At 61.1% G+C, this 22,718-nt stretch carries 24 protein-coding genes; 16 read left to right on the top strand and 8 right to left on the bottom strand.

Annotation, left to right across the window (positions count from 1 at the left end):
* The first annotated feature begins 23 nt into the window (after positions 1-23).
* The 6 genes from dibA (at position 24) to NTD80_RS27920 (ending at position 6,395) form a co-directional block, all read left to right on the top strand.
* Positions 24-1,934, top strand: a complete 1,911-nt coding sequence (gene dibA / locus NTD80_RS27895; RefSeq protein WP_262135621.1) for a phosphodiesterase DibA — start codon at positions 24-26, stop codon at positions 1,932-1,934.
* A 303-nt stretch (positions 1,935-2,237) separates the two neighbouring features.
* On the top strand, positions 2,238-2,420 hold the full coding sequence (gene oscA / locus NTD80_RS27900; protein WP_003170956.1) for a sulfur starvation response protein OscA: 183 nt from the start codon (positions 2,238-2,240) through the stop codon (positions 2,418-2,420).
* Positions 2,421-2,495: 75 nt separating this feature from the next.
* A complete protein-coding gene (locus tag NTD80_RS27905; protein WP_053137687.1) occupies positions 2,496-3,506 on the top strand; it encodes a sulfate ABC transporter substrate-binding protein in 1,011 nt (336 codons plus the stop codon).
* A 200-nt stretch (positions 3,507-3,706) separates the two neighbouring features.
* A complete protein-coding gene (cysT, locus tag NTD80_RS27910) occupies positions 3,707-4,525 on the top strand; it encodes a sulfate ABC transporter permease subunit CysT (RefSeq protein WP_065899548.1) in 819 nt (272 codons plus the stop codon).
* 13 nt (positions 4,526-4,538) lie between these two features.
* Positions 4,539-5,411, top strand: coding sequence for a sulfate ABC transporter permease subunit CysW (gene cysW / locus NTD80_RS27915; RefSeq protein ID WP_065899549.1), 873 nt, complete (start codon positions 4,539-4,541; stop codon positions 5,409-5,411).
* A 3-nt stretch (positions 5,412-5,414) separates the two neighbouring features.
* Positions 5,415-6,395 (top strand): sulfate/molybdate ABC transporter ATP-binding protein, encoded by a 981-nt coding sequence (locus NTD80_RS27920; protein WP_065899550.1) that lies wholly within the window; start codon positions 5,415-5,417, stop codon positions 6,393-6,395.
* Positions 6,396-6,528: 133 nt separating this feature from the next.
* Here NTD80_RS27920 and NTD80_RS27925 read toward each other — a convergent pair whose 3' ends face one another.
* Positions 6,529-7,053 carry a DUF962 domain-containing protein gene (locus tag NTD80_RS27925; protein WP_262135622.1) on the bottom strand — a complete coding sequence of 175 codons (525 nt, stop codon included), beginning with the start codon at positions 7,051-7,053 and terminating at the stop codon, positions 6,529-6,531.
* An 83-nt stretch (positions 7,054-7,136) separates the two neighbouring features.
* Between NTD80_RS27925 and NTD80_RS27930 the strand changes: the two genes are divergently transcribed.
* Together NTD80_RS27930 and NTD80_RS27935 are read left to right on the top strand one after the other, a co-directional pair.
* Complete coding sequence (locus NTD80_RS27930) at positions 7,137-7,823, top strand: Crp/Fnr family transcriptional regulator (protein ID WP_106805468.1); 687 nt, start codon at positions 7,137-7,139, stop codon at positions 7,821-7,823.
* Between the two features lie 38 nt (positions 7,824-7,861).
* Positions 7,862-8,233 carry a response regulator gene (locus NTD80_RS27935; RefSeq protein WP_262135623.1) on the top strand — a complete coding sequence of 124 codons (372 nt, stop codon included), beginning with the start codon at positions 7,862-7,864 and terminating at the stop codon, positions 8,231-8,233.
* A 230-nt stretch (positions 8,234-8,463) separates the two neighbouring features.
* Here NTD80_RS27935 and NTD80_RS27940 read toward each other — a convergent pair whose 3' ends face one another.
* On the bottom strand, positions 8,464-9,468 hold the full coding sequence (locus NTD80_RS27940) for an AraC family transcriptional regulator (RefSeq protein ID WP_262135624.1): 1,005 nt from the start codon (positions 9,466-9,468) through the stop codon (positions 8,464-8,466).
* Between the two features lie 101 nt (positions 9,469-9,569).
* Here NTD80_RS27940 and NTD80_RS27945 point away from each other — a divergent pair, with 101 nt between their 5' ends.
* On the top strand, positions 9,570-10,664 hold the full coding sequence (locus NTD80_RS27945) for a fatty acid desaturase (RefSeq protein WP_262135625.1): 1,095 nt from the start codon (positions 9,570-9,572) through the stop codon (positions 10,662-10,664).
* Here the strand turns inward: NTD80_RS27945 and NTD80_RS27950 are convergent.
* From NTD80_RS27950 to NTD80_RS27960, 3 genes are all read right to left on the bottom strand, one after another.
* Positions 10,555-11,490, bottom strand: coding sequence for a LysR family transcriptional regulator (locus tag NTD80_RS27950; protein WP_083221306.1), 936 nt, complete (start codon positions 11,488-11,490; stop codon positions 10,555-10,557). The genes NTD80_RS27945 and NTD80_RS27950 overlap by 110 nt on opposite strands.
* Before the next feature lie 97 nt (positions 11,491-11,587).
* Positions 11,588-12,757 carry a CynX/NimT family MFS transporter gene (locus tag NTD80_RS27955; RefSeq protein ID WP_262135626.1) on the bottom strand — a complete coding sequence of 390 codons (1,170 nt, stop codon included), beginning with the start codon at positions 12,755-12,757 and terminating at the stop codon, positions 11,588-11,590.
* Positions 12,744-13,205, bottom strand: coding sequence for a nucleoside deaminase (locus NTD80_RS27960; RefSeq protein WP_262135627.1), 462 nt, complete (start codon positions 13,203-13,205; stop codon positions 12,744-12,746). Before NTD80_RS27960 ends, NTD80_RS27955 begins: the two co-directional genes overlap by 14 nt.
* A gap of 105 nt (positions 13,206-13,310) precedes the next feature.
* On the opposite strand from NTD80_RS27960, the gene NTD80_RS27965 reads away from it, so the two are divergent.
* The 4 genes from NTD80_RS27965 to NTD80_RS27980 all read left to right on the top strand — a co-directional run bounded on the left by NTD80_RS27965 (position 13,311) and on the right by NTD80_RS27980 (position 16,396).
* The gene (locus tag NTD80_RS27965; RefSeq protein ID WP_262135628.1) at positions 13,311-14,162 is read left to right on the top strand and encodes a LysR family transcriptional regulator; all 852 of its coding nucleotides are present in this window, start codon (positions 13,311-13,313) and stop codon (positions 14,160-14,162) included.
* A gap of 238 nt (positions 14,163-14,400) precedes the next feature.
* Positions 14,401-15,219 carry an energy transducer TonB gene (locus NTD80_RS27970; RefSeq protein WP_262135629.1) on the top strand — a complete coding sequence of 273 codons (819 nt, stop codon included), beginning with the start codon at positions 14,401-14,403 and terminating at the stop codon, positions 15,217-15,219.
* Positions 15,220-15,270: 51 nt separating this feature from the next.
* Positions 15,271-15,993, top strand: a complete 723-nt coding sequence (locus NTD80_RS27975) for a MotA/TolQ/ExbB proton channel family protein (protein ID WP_106805733.1) — start codon at positions 15,271-15,273, stop codon at positions 15,991-15,993.
* A gap of 1 nt (position 15,994) precedes the next feature.
* Positions 15,995-16,396 (top strand): ExbD/TolR family protein, encoded by a 402-nt coding sequence (locus NTD80_RS27980; protein ID WP_010565408.1) that lies wholly within the window; start codon positions 15,995-15,997, stop codon positions 16,394-16,396.
* Between the two features lie 101 nt (positions 16,397-16,497).
* Here the strand turns inward: NTD80_RS27980 and NTD80_RS27985 are convergent, their stop codons facing one another.
* Genes NTD80_RS27985 through NTD80_RS27995 form a run of 3 tightly spaced genes read right to left on the bottom strand, consistent with a single transcriptional unit; the run spans position 16,498 to position 19,294 of the window.
* The gene (locus NTD80_RS27985; RefSeq protein ID WP_262135630.1) at positions 16,498-17,445 is read right to left on the bottom strand and encodes a LysR substrate-binding domain-containing protein; all 948 of its coding nucleotides are present in this window, start codon (positions 17,443-17,445) and stop codon (positions 16,498-16,500) included.
* Positions 17,445-18,293, bottom strand: coding sequence for an EamA family transporter (locus tag NTD80_RS27990; RefSeq protein ID WP_262135631.1), 849 nt, complete (start codon positions 18,291-18,293; stop codon positions 17,445-17,447). The genes NTD80_RS27985 and NTD80_RS27990 overlap by 1 nt, the downstream gene beginning before the upstream one ends.
* Positions 18,294-18,346: 53 nt before the next feature.
* Positions 18,347-19,294: a TauD/TfdA family dioxygenase gene (locus tag NTD80_RS27995; protein WP_262135632.1), complete on the bottom strand. Its 948-nt coding sequence runs from the start codon at positions 19,292-19,294 to the stop codon at positions 18,347-18,349.
* Positions 19,295-19,905: 611 nt separating this feature from the next.
* On the opposite strand from NTD80_RS27995, the gene NTD80_RS28000 reads away from it, so the two are divergent.
* The 3 genes from NTD80_RS28000 to NTD80_RS28010 all read left to right on the top strand — a co-directional run bounded on the left by NTD80_RS28000 (position 19,906) and on the right by NTD80_RS28010 (position 22,389).
* The gene (locus NTD80_RS28000) at positions 19,906-20,487 is read left to right on the top strand and encodes an alpha/beta hydrolase (RefSeq protein ID WP_065899566.1); all 582 of its coding nucleotides are present in this window, start codon (positions 19,906-19,908) and stop codon (positions 20,485-20,487) included.
* Positions 20,488-20,536: 49 nt separating this feature from the next.
* Positions 20,537-21,457 (top strand): sigma 54-interacting transcriptional regulator, encoded by a 921-nt coding sequence (locus NTD80_RS28005; protein ID WP_106805461.1) that lies wholly within the window; start codon positions 20,537-20,539, stop codon positions 21,455-21,457.
* A 149-nt stretch (positions 21,458-21,606) separates the two neighbouring features.
* Positions 21,607-22,389: a MetQ/NlpA family ABC transporter substrate-binding protein gene (locus NTD80_RS28010; RefSeq protein WP_063033612.1), complete on the top strand. Its 783-nt coding sequence runs from the start codon at positions 21,607-21,609 to the stop codon at positions 22,387-22,389.
* The last annotated feature ends 329 nt before the right edge of the window (positions 22,390-22,718 follow it).

Here is a 22,718-nt window from a genome sequence, read left to right on the forward strand (position 1 = left end):
TTTGGGTAAGGATTACTGACCATATGCTGTTTTCATACCGAGGTGCCCTGCGTGCAGGGCTGGTATACCTGCTGGTTTCCATTGTGTGGCTCCAGCTCAGCAACCATTTATTGATCAACTTTCTCGATGAACCGCGGGAGTTGGGGCGCTGGCTGCAGGTGCGCGGGTACGTGTGGGTGGCCTTGAGCGCACTGGCTATCTACCTGATGTGCGCGCGATTTGCCCGCGCGCATCAGTTGCAGCAGCCACTCAAGGAAAACCGCGAACGCCTGCGCCAGGCCGCCGCAGTGTTTGATTGCACCCGTGAAGGCGTGCTGGTGACCGATGCCCAGGGGCTGATCGTGCACGTCAACCGGGCCTTCATGGAGATCACCGGCTATCGGCGCGAAGACGTCATGGGCCAGCAGCCCAGCCTGTTCAAGTCCGGACGCCATTCGTCGCATTTTTACCAGCAGATGTTCCAGAGCCTGGAACGCACCGGCGAATGGAGCGGTGAAATCTGGAACCGGCGCAAAAGCGGTGAAATTTATCCACAGTGGCAAACCATCCGTGTGATCCACGATGACCAGGGCCGCGTCAGCCATTACGTCGCGGTGTTTTCCGACATCAGTGCCATCAAGGATTCCGAGCACGAACTGGCCCACCTGGCCCATCACGACCCGCTGACCGACCTGCCCAACCGCCTGTTGTTCACCGACCGCGCCGAGCAGGCGCTGGCCTCGGCGCAACTGCACAAGCGCGGCTGCGCCCTGCTGCTGATGGACCTCGACCACTTCAAGATCATCAATGACAGCCTGGGCCACAACGTCGGCGACCAATTGCTCAAGCTGGTCGGCGAACGGCTGCAGGGTCTGTTCGGGCCCGGCGTGACCCTGGCGCGGCTGGGCGGGGATGAGTTCGCCGTGCTCGCGGAAAGCTGCCCGCAGGTGGTCCAGGCGGCCGCATTGGCGCAGCGCATGCTGGAGGCGATGAAACAGCCGTTCATTTTCGACGGCCACCAATTGTTTATCAGCGCGAGTATTGGCATCAGCCTGTTCCCCAATGACGCCCTGAGCGCCGAACAGCTGCTGCGCAACGCCGACTCCGCGCTGTTCAAGGCCAAGAGCGCCGGGCGTGAAAGCTACGCGTTGTACACCGAAGAACTCACCGCCCATGCGCAGAACCGCGTGGAAATCGCCAGTGAGCTGCGGCGTGCCCTCGACCAGCAGGAACTGCGCGTGTACTACCAGCCGGTCCACGATCTGCACACCAGCCGACTGATTGGCGTCGAGGCGCTGGTTCGCTGGCAACACCCGGAACGCGGATTGGTGCCGCCGGGCGAATTCATCCCTATCGCCGAGCGCACCGGGCTGATTGCCGACATCGACGGCTGGGTGATGCACCAGGCCTGTCGGCAGATGTGCCAGTGGCTGGCCGAGGGTACGCCGTTGAGCTTTATCGCGATCAATGTGTCCAGCCGCCTGTTTGCCCGGCGCGAACTGTACGAGCAGGTCGCCCAGGTGCTGCATCAAACCGGCCTCGACCCGGCCTTCCTGGAGCTGGAAGTCACCGAAAGCGCGGTGATGGACGACCCTGAAGTGGCCCTGGAACAACTGCATCGCCTGCGTGAGCTGGGCTTGCGCCTGGCCATCGACGACTTCGGGACCGGCTATTCCTCGCTGCTGCGGCTCAAGCGCCTGCCGGTGCAGAAGCTCAAGATCGACCAGGGTTTTGTCGCCGGGCTGCCGTGGGACGAGGATGACGCGGCGATTGTGCGTGTAGTGATCGCCCTGGCGAAGAGCATGGGCATGCAAGTGCACGCCGAGGGGATCGAGCAGGTGGAGCAGGCACGGTTTCTGTTGGAGCAGGCGTGCGACCTGGGGCAGGGTTACTGGTTCGGGCGGCCGATGCCGGCGCAGGAGATTGATTGGGCAAGGGCGCCTGCCATTCGTTAGGCACACCTCGGTCAATGTCCGGGCCGAGCTTGCCGGCGATGAGGAGCTGTCAGGCGAAATATTCGCTGCCTGACACGCCGCCATCGCGGGCGAGCCCAGCTTCCAAAGGGTTCAGCGGCGCCTGTGCGTGAGTATTTTCATGGCCAAAGTCCTCGCAACCCCGCGCCCCACCAGAAAATTCTTTCTGGTTATATAAACATTCTTAAATAGTATTTTTAAGAATATCCCTGCTTATCTACTATCGCCCTCACGCCGCAAGCAGTGCCGCCACTGCGAGGCACTATTCATTTCAGGAGCGAGACCATGAGCGCATCTCTACGTAGCGTCGACGGCCAGGACGAAGCAGCCATTTTGCGTGAGATCCAGAGCGCCCTGCGCGATCTGCGGTTTGGCGCGGTGGAAATTACTGTGCACAACGCCCAAGTGGTACAGATCGAACGCAAAGAAAAATTCCGTTTGCAGAACCCGGGTAACAAACCGAGCTAAGCAAAAACGGCGATTCGCATGCTAGACCCGCAACTATAAGAAAAAGCCAACACCCAAGAATTTCAGGAGCCTTCTATGTCGTCGATTCGCCGTTATGCCCTGGCCGCCCTGGCCAGTGCCGTGTTTGCCGGTTCCGCTGTTGCCAAGGACTACGAGTTGCTCAACGTCTCGTACGACCCGACCCGTGAGCTGTACCAGGACTACAACGCTGAGTTCACCAACTTCTGGAAACAGTCCCACCCAGGTGACAACGTCAAGATCCAGCAATCCCACGGTGGCTCGGGCAAGCAAGGCCGGGCAGTGATCGACGGCCTGCGCGCCGACGTAGTGACCCTGGCCCTGGCCGGCGACATCGACGAAATCGCCAAGTTGGGCAAGACCCTGCCGGAAAACTGGCAGACCCGCCTGCCGGACGCCAGCACCCCGTACACCTCGACCATCGTGTTCCTGGTGCGCAAGGGCAACCCTAAAGGCATCAAGGATTGGGGCGACCTGATCAAGAAAGACGTTTCGGTGATCACCCCGAACCCGAAAACCTCCGGCGGTGCGCGCTGGAACTTCCTCGCCGCCTGGGCCTACGGCCTGAAATCCGGTGGCAGCGAAGCCAAGGCACAGGAATACGTGAAGGAGCTGTTCAAGCACGTGCCGATCCTCGACACCGGCGCCCGTGGCTCGACCATCACCTTCGTCAACAACGGTCAGGGTGACGTGTTGCTGGCCTGGGAAAACGAAGCGTTCCTGGCCCTGAAAGAAGACGGCGGCGCCGACAAGTTCGACATCGTCGTGCCTTCCCTGTCGATCCTCGCGGAGCCGCCAGTGGCCGTGGTTGACAAGAACGCCGAGAAAAAGGGCAATACCGAGATCGCGACCGAATACCTCAAGCACCTGTACAGCCCGGCTGGCCAGGAGATTGCGGCGAAGAACTTCTACCGCCCACGCGATGCAAAAGTTGCCGCCAAATACGCCCAGCAGTTCCCGAAACTGGACCTGGTGACTATCGACAAAGACTTCGGCGGCTGGAAAACTGCCCAACCGAAATTCTTCAATGACGGTGGCGTGTTCGACCAGATCTACACGGCGCAGTAAGCCAAATTAAACTGTAGGAGCCTGATTTTCTGTAGGCGCTGGGCTTCTGTGGGAGCTGGCTTGCCTGCGATAGCATCACCGCGGTGTGTCTGACACACCGAGGTGCCTGCATCGCGGGCAAGCCCGGCTCCCACAGTAAAACCAGCCCCCACAGAAAGCGCGCTCCTACAGTGGTATCTACCCGCTAACCAAGGACTCTTATGTCGCGTCGTATTTCCCCCGTCATACCCGGCTTCGGGCTGACGCTGGGCTACACCGTGGTGTACCTCAGCCTGATCGTACTCATCCCCCTCGCGGCGATGTTTGTACACGCCGCTCAACTCACTTGGGATCAGTTCTGGAACATCATTTCCGCACCGCGCGTGCTGGCGGCGTTGAAACTGAGCTTCAGCACCGCGCTGTATGCCGCGCTGATCAATGGCGTGATCGGCACGCTGCTGGCCTGGGTGCTGGTGCGCTACACCTTCCCCGGACGCAAGATCATCGATGCGATGATCGACCTGCCGTTCGCCTTGCCCACCGCCGTGGCCGGTATCGCGCTGACGGCGCTGTACACGCCGACCGGCCTGGTCGGCCAGTTCGCCACTGACCTGGGCTTCAAGATCGCCTACACCCCGCTGGGCATCACCCTGGCGCTGACGTTCGTCACCTTGCCGTTCGTGGTGCGCACCGTGCAGCCGGTACTCGCCGATATCCCCCGGGAAATCGAAGAAGCCGCCGCCTGCCTGGGCGCCAAGCCGCTGCAGGTGTTCCGCTACATCCTTGTGCCCGCGCTGCTGCCTGCCTGGCTGACCGGTTTCGCCCTGGCTTTTGCCCGTGGCGTCGGCGAGTACGGCTCGGTGATTTTCATCGCCGGCAACATGCCGATGAAAACCGAGATCCTGCCGCTGCTGATCATGGTCAAGCTCGACCAGTACGACTACCACGGCGCCACGTCCATCGGTGTGCTGATGCTGGTGGTTTCCTTTATTTTGCTGCTGCTGATCAACTTGCTGCAGCGTCGCATCGAACACCCATAAGGAGGCGCGGAACATGTCCCAATCGTCTATTTCCGCCGCGTCCTCGGCCAACGCTGCCCGTCGTGGCAGCGCGGTGTCGCGACGCATCCTGATCAGCCTCGGCTGGCTGGTGTTCTTCCTGTTCCTGCTGTTGCCGCTGTTTATCGTGGTGTCCCAGGGGCTGAAGAATGGCCTCGGCGCGTTCTTCACCGCGATCCTCGAACCCGACGCGCTGTCGGCGCTGAAGCTCACGGTCATCGCCGTGGTGATTTCGGTGCCGCTCAACGTGGTGTTCGGGGTCAGCGCCGCGTGGTGCGTGAGCAAGTACTCGTTCCGTGGCAAGAGCATCCTGGTCACGCTGATCGACCTGCCGTTCTCGGTCTCGCCGGTGATCGCGGGCCTGGTCTACGTGCTGATGTTCGGCGCCCAGGGCTTCTTTGGCCCATGGTTGCAAGACCATGACATCCAGATCGTGTTCGCCTTGCCCGGCATCGTGCTCGCGACCATTTTTGTCACCGTGCCCTTCGTTGCGCGTGAGTTGATCCCGCTGATGCAGGAGCAGGGCACCCAGGAAGAAGAGGCCGCGCGCCTGCTCGGTGCCAACGGCTGGCAGATGTTCTGGCATGTCACCGTGCCGAACATCAAATGGGGCCTGATCTACGGCGTGGTGCTGTGTACCGCACGGGCCATGGGTGAGTTCGGCGCAGTGTCGGTGGTGTCCGGCCACATTCGCGGCGTGACCAACACCCTGCCGCTGCACGTCGAGATTCTCTACAACGAATACAACCACGTCGCTGCGTTTGCGGTGGCGAGTCTGTTGCTGATCCTGGCGCTCTTCATCCTGCTGCTCAAGCAGTGGAGCGAGAACCGTATTAATCGCCTGCGTGCCAGTGCGGCTGAGGAATAAGTCATGTCGATCGAAGTCCGTAATGTCAGCAAGAATTTCAACGCCTTCAAGGCCCTGAACAGCATCAATCTGGACATCCAGAGTGGCGAGCTGGTGGCGTTGCTTGGCCCGTCCGGCTGCGGCAAGACCACCTTGCTGCGCATCATTGCCGGCCTGGAAACCCCGGATGACGGCAGCATCGTGTTCCACGGTGAAGACGTCTCCGGCCACGATGTGCGTGATCGCAACGTCGGTTTTGTGTTCCAGCACTACGCGCTGTTCCGCCACATGACGGTGTTCGACAACGTCGCCTTCGGCCTGCGCATGAAGCCGAAAAACCAGCGCCCGAGCGAAAGCCAGATCGCGGTCAAGGTGCATGAGCTGTTGAACATGGTGCAGCTGGACTGGCTGTCGGATCGCTACCCGGAGCAACTCTCCGGTGGCCAGCGCCAACGTATCGCCCTGGCCCGCGCCCTGGCGGTGGAACCGAAAGTGCTGCTGCTGGACGAACCTTTCGGCGCCCTCGACGCCAAGGTGCGTAAAGAGCTGCGCCGCTGGCTGGCGCGCCTGCACGAAGACATCAACCTGACCTCGGTGTTCGTGACCCACGACCAGGAAGAGGCCATGGAAGTCGCCGACCGTATCGTGGTGATGAACAAGGGCGTGATCGAGCAGATCGGCTCACCGGGCGAAGTGTATGAAAACCCGGCCAGCGATTTCGTTTACCACTTCCTCGGCGACTCCAACCGCCTGCATCTGGGGGAAGACAAGCACGTGCTGTTCCGCCCGCATGAAGTGTCGCTTTCGCGGCATGAACTCGAAGATCACCATGCGGCTGAAGTGCGCGACATTCGCCCACTCGGCGCTACCACGCGGGTGACCTTGAAGGTGGAAGGCCAGAGCGAGCTGATCGAAGCTGAAGTGGTCAAGGACCACGACAGCCTGACCGGCTTGGCGCGGGGTGAAACGTTGTTCTTCAAGCCCAAGGTCTGGCAAAAAGCCTGAGTCTTCGAACACCGCAAAACCCTTGTGGGAGCCGGGCTTGCCCGCGATGGCGGACTGTCAGCCGCCACTGATGTTGGCTGGCCTACCGTTATCGCGGGCAAGCCCGGCTCTCACATTTGATCTACAGCGTCTGTTAGACCGTGGCATTTTTCGTGCGCATTGCCACCGGCCCCGAGCGCTCTTCAATCTCCTGCTTGAGCCCCTGCCGCAGCCGCAGCAAAAACGCCAGCTCCGCCACCACAAACAACGGCCCTACAATCAGCCCCGAGACGTCATCCACAAACGCCGGCTTCCTGCCCTCGTAATAGTGCCCGACAAACTGAATCACCCAGCCCACCACGAACATTCCAATACCGCTGCTGAGCCACACCAGCGTGCTTTGCGCCGCCAGCACATGCCCGGCCCACACGGATAAACCCATCAGTACCGTCATCAGCACACCCAGTGCCAGTTCCAGGCGCAGGTAAAACCACGCCGAAAACAGCGCGACAAGCACCGCCGGCGACAGCCACAAGCTGCCCACCGGCCATTCGGGACGTGACAGCAGCACGGCCACGGCCACCACGATCAACGGGATGCCGATAAAGTGGCTGGCAATATTGCGCGGGTCGCGGTGGTAGGCAGCGTATTGACTGAGGTGGTCGACGAGGCTTTTCATTGTTGTTCCTCCTGTAGGATGTTTGATCATGCCCTGTCCGCCTGTGACTAACTGTCAGCTGGGCGACAATCTTCGGAGTTCGCATGGACGTAGAGCAATGGCGCTCCCGGTTGGCCACCGGTCACTGGTTCAGCCACCTGCCCGCACCGTTTCAGCATAGCCTGCTGGCGCATGCCCGGTTGCGCCAGCTGGCGCCGGGGCAGTACCTGTTCAAGCGCGGTGATCCGCCCTGTGGCCTGTATGCGGTGCTTGAGGGCACGCTGCGCGTCAGTGCGGTGAATGAGCACGGCAAGGAGGCAGTGTTGAGCCTGGTGGAACTGCCCTACTGGTTCGGCGAAATCTGCCTGTTCGACGGTTTGCCGCGCACCCACGACGCCTGCGCTGTCGGGCCGTGCACGCTGTTGCAGGTGCCGCAGCAGGCGCTGTTGAAAGTCCTCGATGAACACCCCCGTTACTGGCGCGACCTGGCATTGCTGATGAGCCAGAAGCTGCGCCTGAGCTTTATCGGCCTGGAGCAACTGAGCCTGATGCCGGCCTCGGTGCGCCTGGCTCATCGTTTGTTGATGATCGTCGAGGGTTATGGCGATATCGAGCACTCCAGGCGCGTGCTGCAATTGCCCCAGGAAGACCTCGCGGCGATGTTGAGCCTGTCGCGCCAGACCACCAACGCCTTGCTCAAGGACCTGCAAGCCCAGGGCGTCGTGCGCCTGGGGTACGGCGAGATCGAAATCCTCGACGCCCGGCGGCTGCGGGAGGCGGCGCAGACCTGAGGGTGGTAGCCTGCACACCTGATCAATCGAGGTGTGTTATGCGCGTGCTGTTAGTGGAACATGAATCCGAAGAGGCACAGCGGATGGCCCAGGGCTTGAACGAGGCGGGCTACAGCGTGGAAGTCGCCGCCAACGGCATGGCGGCGCAGCGTTTTGTCGAAAACACCGAGTATGACCTGGTGATCCTGGACGTGATGCTGCCCGGCCTGAATGCCTGGAAATTGCAGCAGGCGATCCGGCAGAAGGGCGCCACGCCGCTGCTGTTCCTGACCACGCCAGGCGGGATTGAAGACCGCCTGCGCGGCCTGGAGCTGCATGAAGATGATTACCTGCTCAAGCCGTTCGAGAGCAATGCGTTGGTGGCGCGGGTGAAAAAGCTGCTTCGGCGGGACCGGAGCCGGCAACTCTAGTGCCTGAACCATTGCTATCGCAGGCAAGCCAGCTCCCACATTGGAAAGTGTTCGCCGATCAAAATGTGGCAGCCGGCTGGCCCGCGCTGCGGCGTTGAAGGATCAGGGTAAGGGGTGTCTGGTCCGTCGCTTTCGCGAGCAAGCCCGCTCCCACATTGGCAGGTGTTCACCGATCAAAAAGTGGGAGCCGGGCTTGCCCGCGATGAGGCCCTTGAGTCCACCACCAAAATCTATCGCAAGCCATCCCGAAACTGCCCCGGCGTCATTCCCGTCCAACGCTTGAAGGCGCGGTTGAAGCTGCTGGTATCGGCAAAGCCGAGCAAATGACTGATCTCGGCCAGTGAGCACTGCAGGTCGCGCAGGTGCAGCAAGGCCAGGTTCTGCCGGCATTCATTGAGCAACGCATCAAAGCGACAACCCTCATCCGCCAGGTGCCGCTGCAGGCTGCGCAGGCTCAAGTGCAAGGCCTGGGCAACGCGCTCGGCACTCGGTTCGCCGTCGGGCAATTGCGCCTCGATGGTTGCACGGACCTTGCGCTCCCAGGTCAGCGGTTGCAGCTGGGCGAGGGTGCGCTTGAGTACGGTTTCATTGTGCTCGGCCAGTTCCGGGTTGGCGTCGTCCAGGTGGCTGTCGAAATCGTGCGCGGCGAATTCAATACGGTCTTCCTCGGCGGCAAAGAACACCGGTGCGCGAAAGACTGTGTGCCATGGCGTGGGATCGGCCGGTGGCGGTCGGCGCAGGTACACCGCCAACGGTGCATAGTCGCGGCCCAGGCGGTTGCGGCAGGTGCGCACGTAGATCGCGGCAAACGCGTCGATGGCTTCCAGCGCCGGCGCCGGGCTGCCGGGCGGTTGCAGCAGGCGAAAACGGTAACGCTCACCGTCGCCGCTCAGCTCAAGCGCGAGGGCATCGCTGACCACCTGGTGATAGCGCACGATGCGCTCGAACACCTCGCGCAGGCTGCCGCTGGCCACCAGGGCGTACCCCAGCGCATGAAACGTGGTGGGGCTGACGAACCGCGACACCCGCAGCCCAATCGCCGGATCGCCGCTGGCCTGCACCGCCAGTTCCCACAAACGCGTGGTGGCTGACAGCGGGTAGCGCGCATTCGGGTCGTCCATCTGCTGCGGGTCGAGTCCGGCCTCGGTGCACAGTGCGCCGCTGTCGAGGCCCAGGGCGTCGAGCTGCTTGCGCAGGGCGCGGGTCCAGCTGGCGAGGGACGTGGGTTCGGTCATGACGATTGGCGCTTGTGGTCAACAGGTTGGCGTGTGCGGCTAGCGTCCGGCAAGAGGGCTTGGTGCAGGATGTAGCCATCAATGAACAAGAGGATGGAAGCATGGACGGTACTTCTGCAAGTCCCCAGCAGATGAACGCGCAACAGCGCTCGGCGCATATCCGTGAAGTGGTGCTCGCCGAAGGCGTCCGGTTGCGCCGGCAGCACCCCTGGCTGCTGCATCAGGACGCGTTGGGCGCGGGCATCCTGGCCTTTGCGCTGCTCGGCATGGTCGGTTCGGCGGCGCTGTACATCACCGGGCACATGGCCTGGTGGGTGTGCCTGCTGCTCAATGCCTTCCTGGCCTCACTGACCCATGAGTTGGAACACGACCTGATCCACAGCATGTACTTTCGCAAGCAGCGCCTGCCCCACAACTTGATGATGGGCCTGGTGTGGCTGGCGCGGCCGAGCACGATCAACCCGTGGATCCGCCGGCATCTGCACCTCAACCATCACAAGGTGTCGGGCACCGAGACCGATATGGAAGAACGCGCGATCACCAACGGCGAGCCCTGGGGCATCGCACGGCTGCTGATGGTCGGGGACAACATCATGTCGGCGTTCATCCGCATGCTGCGCGCCAAGACCTGGAAGCACAAACTCAGCATCCTCAAGCGCTCACTGCTGGTGTACGCGCCGTTGGCGCTGCTGCATTGGGGTGCCTGGTACGTCTTTCTCGGCTTTCATGCCGCCAACGGCATCGCCAGCCTGATGGGCACGCCCATCGACTGGTCGGCCAGCACCGTGCAGATGATGCAGGTCATCGATATCGCCGCCGTGGTGATCATCGGCCCCAACGTGTTGCGCACCTTTTGCCTGCACTTTGTCAGCTCCAACATGCACTACTACGGCGATGTGGAGCTGGGCAATGTGATCGAGCAAACCCAGGTGTTGAACCCTTGGTGGCTGTGGCCGTTGCAGGCGTTCTGCTTCAACTTCGGCAGCACCCACGGCATCCACCACTTTGTAGTGAAGGAGCCGTTTTACATCCGCCAGATGACGGCCAAGGTGGCGCATAAAGTCATGGCCGAGATGGGCGTGCGCTTCAATGATTTCGGGACGTTTGCGCGGGCCAATCGGCTTGGCTTTCCACCGCCAGCAGCGTCTCGATCAGCGCCTTCGCCGCAGGCGACAAGCGCACCCCAGCGCGGCTGATCACGCCGCAGCGGTTGCTCAGGCTGTCGAGGGCGTGGGGCAGGTTGCGCCAGTGCAATACGCGCAATTCACCGCGGGCAAAGGCGTCGACGAAGGCTTCTTCGGCGCCCAGGCCAATGGCGTCCGACTGGCGCACGATGCTGGCCAGCGCGGCAAACTGCTCGAGTTCGATGGCAGGCGCAAAGTCGACGCGCCCGCTGAGGTTGGCCAACAGCTTGCGAATGCCGGGCGCGATCAGCGGCGTGGCCAGCGGGTAGCCGAACAGGTCGTTGGTGGACAGGCTGTCCTTGGCCAGCAGCGGGTGCCCGTCGCGGCAGAAAAACGCACTGCGGCGCGGCGTCAGGGCCTGGGTCTGGAAATTCGGGTCGGCTTCGAAATGGCGCACATCGGCAATAAAAAATTCGATCTCTTCGCGGTTCAGGCTGCGCCCGAGTTTTTCCCAGTTATCCACCTGCAACGCGGTGCGCACCTTGGGGTAGGTGGTGATAAAACGCGCCATGGCCTGGGGCACCAGGTTCACCGCTGCCACGGCGTCACTGCCCAGGCGCACTTCACCGGCGTCGAGCTTGGTCATGCGCGTGACCTCATGGCTGAGCAGCGCTGCGCCCTGCACCAGGCTCAGCGCGTGTTGCAGCACCACCTGGCCTTCCGGGGTCGGGCGCAAGTCTTTGTTGGCGCGATCCACCAGCACGCAGCCGAACTCCTGCTCCAGGCCCTGGATGCTGCGGCTGAAGGCCGGCTGGGTGATACCCATGGCATCCGCCGCGCGCACGAAACTGCGGTGCTCGTTGAGCGCGATGAAGTAGCGCAGTTGGCGAAGATCCATGGTGTGCCCGGCATCCTGTAGGAGAACCGGGATTTTAAGGCGGCTGCTTATTCCGTCAACGAAGCTTGATTGTTTTATCTAGATCTTAAATGCATATCTATAGAGCGGGGGCCGTGCGGTAGGTCGCCGGACTGAACACTCGCGTTACCACCAGCATCGTCACCACGGTCACGGTCAGCACGACCCAGGCACTGACGAAGCTGCCGGTCAGCTCACGCAGCCAGCCGGTCAGCCAGGGCGAGAGGGCATTGATCAAGAACCCCACGCCCTGCACAAAGGCCGCCAGTTGCCCGGCCTGGCGCGGGTCGCGATGGTGGTCGAGGGTCAGCAGCAGGCTCAGGGCAAAACACGCACCGAGGCCGAAACCGCACAAAGCCACCCACAGGTGCGGATAATCCTGCGGCGCGAGGATCAGGCCGAGGTAACCCACGGTCTGCGCCAGCAGGCTGATGCCAAGCAGGGGCCGGCGGTCGATCCCGCGTTGCGCCAGCACCGGCATCAACAGCGCGGCGATCACCTGGAAGATCGTCATGAACGCCAGCAACGAACCGCTGGGCAACACGCCCCAGCCCAGTTGCTGGTAGTAGGCCGGCAGCCACGCCACCATGCTCATGTAGCCGCAATTGACCAGGCCGAAATACAGCGCCAGCAGCCAGGCGCGGCGATTGCGCAGGCCCTGGAACGCCGGCGCCACCTGAGGATTTCGCGCCGCGCCGAGGGGCAACCAAGCCCACAACAACAACGCCCCCAGCGCCGGCAGCAGCCACACGCCAAGCCCCGCCTGCCATTGCTGGAAGTGCGTGGCCACCACCGGGCTGAGCAGTGCCGCCAGCCCGCCACCGGCCATCAGCGAGGCCGAATACACGCCCATCGCCACCGGCACACGGTGATGAAACTCGCGCTTGATCATCGCCGGCACTAGTGCCTGGATCAGCGCCACACCGGCGCCTCCCAGCAGTGCCGTGACCAGCAGTGCCGAACCCTGGCCCATCAGCCAGCGCGCGAGGCACGCCAGCAGGATCATCATCAGGCCCAGGGCGATGCCACGCCGCTCACCCAGGCGTGCCTCCACGCGCACCCCCACCAGCGCCACCAGGCCCATGCACACCACCGGCAGGCTGGTCAGCAGGGCGCTGCTCTGGAAACTCAAGCCGGTGGCCTGGCGAATCTCGCCGAGCAACGGGCTGATGGAACTGAGAATCGGCCGCAGGTTCAGGCCGAGCACCACCAGCAGGCCCCAGCCGGCGAGGGATTTATTCAGGGTCATGCAAGGTTTTCCACTGGTGGTACAACTGGGTCATCGCCGCGTCTGGCAGGTGCTGGATCGGCAGGCGCTGCTCGCTCAAGGGCAAGCCCACCTGTTGCCCGATCGCCGCCGTCGACAGGCCGAACGGCTCGGCCATTTCATTGCTGGCGGCAAACACTACGCGCTGGACACCGCACAAATACATGGCACTCAGGCACATCGGGCAGGGTTGGCCGCTGGCGTAGATCACACAACCGTCCAGGCGCGCGCCGAGCTGTCGGCTTGCAGCGCGGATCGCCAGTAGCTCGGCGTGGGCGGTGGGGTCCTGGGTCAGGTGGATTTCATTCACGGCTTCAACCAGCACTTCGCCATTGCGCGTCAACACCGCCCCAAAGGGCCGGCCACCTTGGGCGACGTTCACTTGTGCAAGTCGGATGGCGCGTTGCAGGTGCTGATGATCGTCGGTCATGGAGGCCTCTGGGCAGAATGCAGGGGTGAAGTATGGCCAGCCGCCGAGGTATTCTGAAATTAAATATAACCATGCCAATCAGTGGCAAACCAAATGGTGACAGCGATGTTCGATCCCGTGTTGTTGCGCAGTTTTGTCGCCGTGGTGGACTGCGGCAATTTCACCCGTGCTGCCGAGCGCCTGCACTTGACCCAGTCGACTGTCAGCCAGCAGATCCGCCGCCTGGAAGAAGCGGTGGCGTGCCAGTTGCTGGACCGTGACCAGCGCCAGGTGGTGGCCACGGCGGAGGGCGAGCGCCTGCTGGCCTATGCGCGGCGCATCCTCGCGCTGCACGAAGAAGCCGCCGATGTGTTGATCAACCAGCAAAGCGACGGCGTGCTGCGCCTGGGCGTTCCGGAAGACTTTGCCGCCGAACGCCTCATGCCACTGCTTTCGGCGTTTGTGCAGGCATTTCCGCGGGTGCGCCTGGAGGTCACCAGCGGCCTTGGTCCGGAATTGCAGCGCCAGTACCGCAGCGGTGAGTTCGATGTGTTGTTGGTCAAGCAGATGGGCGACAGCGCCGACTGCCTGGCCTCGTGGCCCGAGCCGTTGTGCTGGGTCGACAGCCGCAGCACGCCGTCTCTGGGCCGTGACCGGTTGCCGTTGGTGGCCTTCCCGGTGGGCGGGCTGTACCGCAATGAGATGCTCCAACACCTGGAAGTCGGCGGCTGGCGCTGGCGCATCGGGTATTCCAGCGCAAGCCTGGCCAGTGTGCGTTCAGCCGTGGCGGCAGGATTGGGCATCAGCCTGTTGCCGCGCCGCGTGGTGCAGGCCGGGCATGTGATAGTGGCTGCAGACAGCGGCTTGCCGCCGGTGGAAGGTGTGCGACTGGCGCTGTACGGCCGCACGGGCCTGGGGGCGGCGGGACAGAGTTTGCAGCGTCAATTGCTCGATTTGTGTGCAAACAGCCCTGCTTGAGCCATGCCTTTTCTGAATATTTTTTATGCCTGTAAAGCATCAGAAAACCGCGCGGCGGCGCCAGGCCCCGCAGGACGGGGCTTCGGCGTTTCCGAATGTTTCGTTTATTCAGTTTAGATCTATGTATAACTTTAAAGATTACTTTAAGAGATAAGCGTCTGGCCCCGATGATTCAGCCCTCGACGGCCTCAGGCAGGCCTGTCGGTTTTTTTGTTTCAAAACCGTAGGGAGTGAATCAATGGGCAATGTCCAGACCGCCGCCAGTGCACAAGAGGCGCAATGGCGCCAGGCACCGAGTGGTGAGTTGGTCGACCTTGGCCGGCCGCACCGCGCGCCGTTGGGGCAATTGCGTCTGCAGAAAACCCCGAAGCGCTTTTCGAGCCGTCGCGAAGGGATCCTGCTCGGGTTGCTGGTACTGGCCCTGCACGGTGCGGTGATTTATTGGGTGAGCCAGAAGCCCACCCCGGTGCTGCCGATTGTGCCGCCGGAAATCCCGCCGATGACCATCGAATTTTCCCAGCCGGCACCGCCGGTGGTCGAGCCGCCACCGCCTGTTCCGCCGCCACCGCCGCCGCCCGTGGTCGAGCCACCGCCACCGGTGGTGGACGAGTTGGCTGCCAAGCCGGCGCCGCCTAAACCGATTCCAAAGCCCAAGCCGAAGCCTGTGCCCAAGCCTGAGCCGAAACCTGCACCCAAGGCGGTCGAGCAACCGCCTGCGCCGCCCACGCCGGCACCACCGGCCCCGGCGCCAGTGGCTCCGCCTGCACCGGCTCCGGTAACGCCCGCTTCAGCGAACGCGGCGTACTTGAAGAACCCGGCGCCGGAGTATCCGTCACTGGCCCAGCGTCGCGGTTGGGAAGGCACCGTGCTGCTGCGGGTGCATGTACTGGCCAGCGGCAAGCCGGGCGAGATCCAGATCCAGAAGAGCAGCGGTCGCCAGCAACTCGACGACGCCGCACTGGCCGCGGTGAAGCGTTGGAGTTTCGTGCCGGCCAAGCAGGGCGATGTCGCCCAGGACGGCTGGGTCAGCGTACCGATCGATTTCAAGATTCACTAACTATTCGGCTGCGGTGTGTTGCACACGCCGCGACCTGCACAGAGGGAAAACATCATGGCATTAGCATCTCCACTTGAATCCATCGAAAGCGCGGTGATCTGGCTGCTGGTGGTCTTTTCGGTCGCCACCTGGGGCCTTGCCCTGCTCAAGGGCGTGCAGTTCGGTCGCCTCAAGGCACAGGATCGCAAGTTCCATAAGCAGTTCTGGGCGGCATCCAGCCTGGACTCGGCGGCAGAACTGGCTGAAACCCAGCCTGGCGCTGCTGCCCGCGTAGCCCAGGCCGGCTATGCCGCGATCCAGGTTGGCGATGCACCGCATGCTGCCGACCTGAGCCAGGCGATCAACCATCAGGACCGTCTTGAACGCGCCCTGCGCCAGCAGATCGTGCGTGAGCGCCGCTCGCTGGAAACCGGCCTGGCCGTGGTCGCCAGTATCGGCAGCACCTCACCGTTTATCGGTCTGTTCGGCACCGTGTGGGGCATCATGGAAGCGCTCAAGGGCATCAGCGCGGCCGGTTCCGCCAGCCTCGAAACCGTGGCCGGCCCGATTGGTGCCGCGCTGGTCGCCACCGGTGTGGGGATCGCCGTCGCCGTACCGGCGGTGCTGGTCTACAACTATTTCCTGCGTCGCCTGAAGCTCACGGCTGCCGACCTGGACGACTTTGCCCACGACTTCTACAGCCTGGCGCAGAAGAACTCCTTCCGCGTGCTGCTGCACCCGGCCCTGACCAAAAACGCCGCCGGCAACCCGCAAAAAGTGAAGGAGGCGTCCTGAGATGGCCTTTTCCACGCAAGACAGTGATGAGGTGCTGAGCGAGATCAACGTCACGCCGCTGGTGGACGTGATGCTGGTACTGCTGGTGGTGTTTATCGTCACCGCGCCGTTGTTGACCAACGCGATCCCGATCAACCTGCCCAAGACCGAGGCCGTGGCCCCGGTGGAGCAGAAGGACCCGCTGGTGGTGAGCATCGACGGTGCCGGCAAGCTGTTTATCAACAAGGACGAAATCCAGCCGGACCTGCTGGAATTCAACCTGCAGGCGGCCAAGGCCAAGGACCCCGATGTGCGGGTGCAACTGCAGGCCGATGATGGTGTGAACTACGGCGAAGTGGCGCGAGCCATGGCGTCTATCGAGCGCGCGGGCATTACCAAGTTGTCGGTGATTACCGCACGTTAGCTTCAAATGCCTCGACAATTTTTTGGCCGTCTCCTTGGCAGGGTGCGGCCTTTTTTTTGCCTCAATTTCAGCCAATCGAGTGAGCGCGACGGCTCAGCCGTTTAGGTCAAGCTAACCCCAGCGATGTGTGGGTGCCTGACTGCAACTTCCCGCAAAAACTCTCCAGCATTGGTCTTGAGCCAATCAATTAACCGAGCGATATCGGGTTCCGACTGCCGCCCATTCCGACAAATAACGTAGTACGCAGCAGGCGACATCATTACTGGTGCTTCCAGTGCGACCAATGTACCCGCCTCCAATTGGTCATACACCAACGCAGTCCTGCCCAGCGCAATCCCGCCGCCCTTCACCGCCAGACTGATTGCCAGGCTGGAGTCCGGAAAGCGTGGCCCATGGTGATAAGGCGGAGCCGCTAGCCCCTGGAATGAAAACCAGCTTTCCCATCCCGGGCACACTTGATCGTCCACGCGGTGAATCAGCGGGTATCGTGCTACATCCGTCAGGGAAATATCGCCATTCGCTCGTTGAAACTCAGCTGCGCAAACCGGGAACACCGCATCGCGCATCAGCAGTTCAGCATGATGGTCAGGGTAATCGCCGTATCCCATCACAATCGCGACATCGAATTGATGAGCTCCGAGATTGGCGCTGTTCATATCTGCGCTGGTCAGGATCAGGTCGATATTGAATGAAGCTTGCGTGTGAGAGCCGTGCATCCTGGGAATCAGCCAGGTGGAACAGAGTGAAGATGTGCACGACAGGTAAAGCGGCTGGGATTTGCTCGGGTTGAGCGAATGCAGCACCGCATCAAGCTCTTTGAAGAAGCCATCGGCTACCGGTAGCAAAACCTGTCCTGCGGCTGTGAGCTTGACGCCCCGTGAGTGACGCTCGAACAACGGCACGCCCCACCACTCCTCCAGACCTGCAATTTGATGGCTGATTGCACTAGCGGTGAGATTCAACTCAATGGCAGCGCGGGCAAAACTCCCCGTTTTCGCCGCACTGACGAAGGCTTGCAGCATGGGGGTAGGAGGCGGGCGTTGGGACATCAGGTGCTCACTTTGATCAGGATGATCCCGCAAACAATGACGAGTGCCGAAAGCATCCGCCGCCAGCCGAAGCGTTCATGAAAGAACAGCGCGGCAATAATGGCGCCGATAATAACACTGGTTTCTCGCAGCGCTGAGACCTTGGCTACCGCGTCCAGCGACAGTGCAAACAGCACCAACCCGTAGGATGTGAGGTAAAAAACGCCGCCCATAAGGCCGACCCGCCACTGGCCGCGAATGGCCTGTGCGAGTGACGAACGCTGCTTGAAAAACGCCAGCGCCGGAATCGGAATGCTTTGGAATACCGTCAAATAGATGATGTATTGCAGGACCGTTTCACTGGCTCTTACTCCCTTGGCATCCACCACCGTGTAGGACGCGATGAAGGCACCCGCGCACACTGCCATCAGGATAGGTTTGAACATGCTTGCGGTCATTTTTCGCACGAATGTCAGGCTGATAATGCCTGCACATATCAGCAGCACCCCTGCCATTGCATGAATCGAAAGGTGCTCATTCAGTAGGAAGTAAGAAAACAGCGCGACCAAAACCGGTGGCACGCCGCGCATGACCGGATAGACCTGGCCAAAGTCGCCGGTTTCGTAGGCCTTGATCAAGAACAATCGATAGGCCGTGTTGAGCACCACGGAAACCAGCACGTAGCCCCACACCTGTAGGCTTGGCACATTAACCAGAGGCAGCGCCACCAGACAGATCAGCAACGCCGTACCATCGACCATGGCCAATGTCATGAAACGACTGCTACCGGCCCGAACGACCGCGTTCCAGGTCGCGTGCATGATGGCGGAAATCAAAACGAGGGTGATCGCGATGTCGGAGTTGTCCATGGGGCTCTGCTGTTGATAGGTATTGGAAGTCGTAGGCGATGACCGTTAAGGCATCATTGTTTGCGCAACCACATCCGTAACATGTACCGATTCAAGTCCTTTAAAGGTGTCGCGTCATCAATCTCTTCGGACGGAGCGTTGATATCGATGAAGTGCGTTCGGGTATGGAGAAACTTGTTGTCAGCTGAAATAAGTATCTGTCCTGGTTCGAGCAACACTCGATGTTGGACTGATGATTGATCAAGAATGGTATCTAAAAAATCCAATGCCTGAATTTGCCCGGAGTTGAGGGGCACTCCAGCTTTTAGGTGAGCCGACTCAATGTAGACGCGAAAGTACCTGATTAAAGGAATACCTTCTTTGGAAAAGCTCAGGATGGGTGCTCTGAACAATTGTTCTTCGATTGCCATGCCGCGGTTTTCAAAGTAAAAATCGCACTTGAGATCTTCCAGTACGTCAGGGAATGCCATGAGCTCCGCGTATACCGCACTAGCATCTATCAGAATACTTTCGCCACCCAGAAGGGCTTTCTGCCCACAGGCCAAGATCAAATAGTCGATAGGAAGCGGGTCGCTTACACCATCGTTATGGACATATGCGCCCTGACGGGTCTGGTGATATCGCGCACCGTCTTCAATGCTTTTACCTCCCCGGTCATAAACCTCGATGACCTTATGGCCAAGATGGTTTTGCACCATTGGTTTTCCAAGCAAAGAGCCGAAAGTCCATATCAGTGATTTAAAATCCGCAAGGTCATCAGTTTTAAACCCATCGAGAATAAGGACATGGGCTTCGTGATCAATCATGTTTCGAATATTGCGCAATTCCGCGCTAAGGACCTGCGAGTGCACGGGATCAATATAAGCAGGTCTTGCATCGAATCGGTTAGCGTGTGAGTCCGGGTCGGTTATGGTTTTCGTGCTCAATAGCTCATCAAATGCGGCTTTAGACAGCCTGACTCTAGATACTTCTTGGCGAAACATACTGACATTGACGTTCATCGCAATCCCTTACGAAGGTTAGTTGAAGTCCTTATTTAACTAAGCTCACCACGCCCTGAAAAAGCGAAACATCGTCAGCGCTGCCATCAAAATCCGTCATGGGAGACCTCTCCTACAAAAAGCCATCATCTGAACGGAAGTGGCATTTCGTCATGTCTTGTAAAGGGCCAGCAAGGCGTGTCCTTTTAGATTGCAGGACGTTTCCAAGGCAATCGCTGCCGCCGTGTGGCTGTTGGAATGGATGGCTAGTCTTCGGCCCGCCGCTGGTTTTCAGTGATCGGGTTTAGCAGCCTGAGCTCAATAGGCACACGGTCACATCTCCCTTATGGTGGCTGTGCGTGGGGCGCCCTCGGGTGCGCTGGTGTTCCTATCGACCAGTCTGCTAACCCGCGTACAGCTGCTACCTACCGTTTAGCAGCGTGCGATAGCGGTCTTACAGATACAGATAAGCTGGCTGACACACCGCCATCGCAGCCAAGCCAACTCCCACAGTTTGATTCTCCTTTGAACTGAGTTTTTGGTTATTAATAAATAGCTTCTTATTCCTTAACGAATATAAACCGCGTCCCTATACTGATCAGCAACGTTAAAAGCTGCAGGAGGGCACACCCATGCACAGCGAGTCGATTCGTTATCTGATCGTGCCGGGCTGGCAAGGATCGCCAGAAGATCATTGGCAAACCCATTGGCAAAACAGCCTGCCCAACAGCGCGCGCGTGGAGCAGGCCGACTGGCTGACGCCACGCCGCGAAGACTGGGTGGCCGCGCTGGCCGAGGCCATCGCCGCCGACAGCACGCCGGTGATCCTGATCGCCCATAGCCTGGGCTGCATCACAGTGGCTCATTGGGCCGCCACCGCACCCGTGCAGTTTTTGCGGCAGGTGCGCGGCGCCTTGCTGGTGGCCCCGGCCGATGTCGAACGCCCGGCCTGCTCGCCCGCCTTGCGCAATTTCGCCCCGATCCCGACCGACCTGCTGCCGTTTCCCAGCCAGGTGGTCAGTTCCGACAACGACAGCGCCGTCAGTGCCCCTCGGGCGCTGGAGCTGGCGCGCAATTGGGGCGCCGAAGCCGGAATCCTCTCGGGGGCCGGGCATATCAATGTGAAGTCCGGTCACCAACGCTGGGAGCAGGGCTTCGCCTACCTCTATCGCCTGCAAAGCCGCCTCGAGCATCACGCCCGGCGCACTGCCTGACCTTTTTTCAACGCCCCGTCCCTGAGTGGATTTGGGGCGGGAGCCTGCCATGAGTCTGCATGAAACCTACGGTCAGCCCCTGCTGACCTTCCCCGACGCCGAAAAAAGCCCGCTGAGCATCCGCGCCAAGGCCCTGGTGTTTGTCGATCCGCGCTCGCGCCAGCTGCGCGAAGACCTGGAAAACCTCGCCCCGCGCGCCTTGCCCGTGTTGATTCGCGGCGAGACCGGCAGCGGTAAAGAGCTATTGGCGCGGCATATCCATCGGGGCAGCGACCGCACTGGCTTGTTTGTCTCGGTCAACTGCGGCGCCATCAGCCCGACTTACGCCGACGCCGAGTTGTTCGGCTACGCCGCCGGTGCCCACAGCGGGGCGGCCAGCAGCCGGGCCGGCTGGTTCGGCTCGGCCAATGGCGGCACCTTGTACCTGGACGAGATTGGCGACTTGCCACTGCCGATCCAGGTCAAGCTGCTCGCGGCCCTGGAGAATCACGAAGTCACTCGCGTCGGCGCCCACCAGCCAAGCCCGGTGGATGTGCGGCTGGTGGCGGCCACCAGCATCGACCTCGCCCAGGCCGTAGCGGCCGGCAAGTTTCATGAGCGCCTGTTCCATTACCTGAGCGAAGGCCAGCTGGACTTGCCCGCATTGCGCGAGCGCGTCGGCGACATCCTGTCCCTGGCCGAATACTTCCTGGGCATCTACAGCCAGCGCCTTGACCTGCCGGTGCCGCTGATCAGCGATGCGGCGCAAAAGGTGCTGGAACACCACAGCTGGCCGGGCAATACCCGCGAGCTGGAAAACGTCATTCACTTCGCCTTGCTCGTCAGCAGCGGCGACGAGATTCTGCCCGAGCATTTGAACCTGCCGGTAGCGGGCTCGCCGCTGGAACAGGTACAGCGCATCTTTGCCGCCGCCAGCCCTGCCGAGCAGGAAGCCTTGCGCGCCTTTCTACGTGAGCAAGCCGCTACATGAACAAAATGGAATATCAACGTGAATAAAAGATATTGTTCGGGAATAAAAAATCTAGGTATTGTCCATTCCACGCCGCGATAGCACTTCGCTGGCACACCACATAAAAAACGGTCGTCAGAGACGCCCCGGAATTTCGATAAGGACACTGCATGAAAAAGGTTCTGTTGTTTACCGCACTGGCGGCTGCCCTGACTGCAAGCTTCGCCCAGGCCAACGAGAAACTGGTGGTTGCCGCCACCCCGATCCCGCACGCCGAGATCCTCGAACTGGTCAAGCCAACCCTCGCCAAAGAAGGCGTGGACCTGGAAATCAAAGTCTTCACCGACTACGTACAGCCAAACGTGCAGGTTGCCGAGAAGCGCCTGGACGCCAACTACTTCCAGACCCTGCCGTACCTGGAAAACTTCAACAAGGGCAAGGGCACCAACCTGGTCACCGTGGTCGGTGTGCACGTTGAACCCTTCGGCGGTTACTCGAAAAAGATCAAGAACATTTCTGAGCTCAAAGATGGCGCCACCGTGGCCATCCCGAACGAAGGCTCCAACAGCGGCCGTGCCCTGTTGCTGCTGCAGAAAGCCGGCGTGATCACCCTGAAAGACCCGACCAACGCCCTGGCCACGCCGAAAGACATCGCCAGCAACCCGAAAAACCTGAAATTCAAAGAGCTGGAATCGGCGCTGCTGCCACGCGTGTTGGACCAGGTTGACCTGGACCTGATCAACACCAACTACGCCCTGGAAGCTGGCCTGAACCCAGCCAAGGACGCGCTGATCATCGAAGACGCCAAGTCGCCGTACGTGAACTTCCTGGTTGCCCGCCCGGACAACAAGGACAGCGACGCCATCCAGAAACTGGCCAAGGCGCTGACCAGCCCGGAAGTCAAAGCCTTCATCGAGAAGAAGTACAACGGCGCCGTAGTGCCTGCGTTCTGATGTAACCCAAAACCCCCTTCAAGGTTTGAACGCCGACGGCTACTACAGCGTCGGCGTTTTTTTATGGGCTTCAGAGGCGATCAAGACGGTAGGCGCTGGCTTGCCGGCGATAGCGGTGGGTCAGCCGGCCTACCGGCGACTGAAAGACCGCTATCGCAGGCAAGCCAGCTCCCACAGTTGGGCGGTGTGGGGGCTGGAGTCCCTGCCACACAGCGACACTCTGGAGAAACTGCAACCAGCGAACGCCGGCTCTTGCTCAAATCCCAGCCACACAGCAGATCCCCCCTGTGGGAGCCGTCGAGCCCCAGCGAGGCCGCGAAGGCGGTGTG

It is taken from the genome of Pseudomonas sp. 13B_2.1_Bac1 (assembly GCF_025466155.1).
GTDB lineage: Bacteria > Pseudomonadota > Gammaproteobacteria > Pseudomonadales > Pseudomonadaceae > Aquipseudomonas > Aquipseudomonas aylmerensis.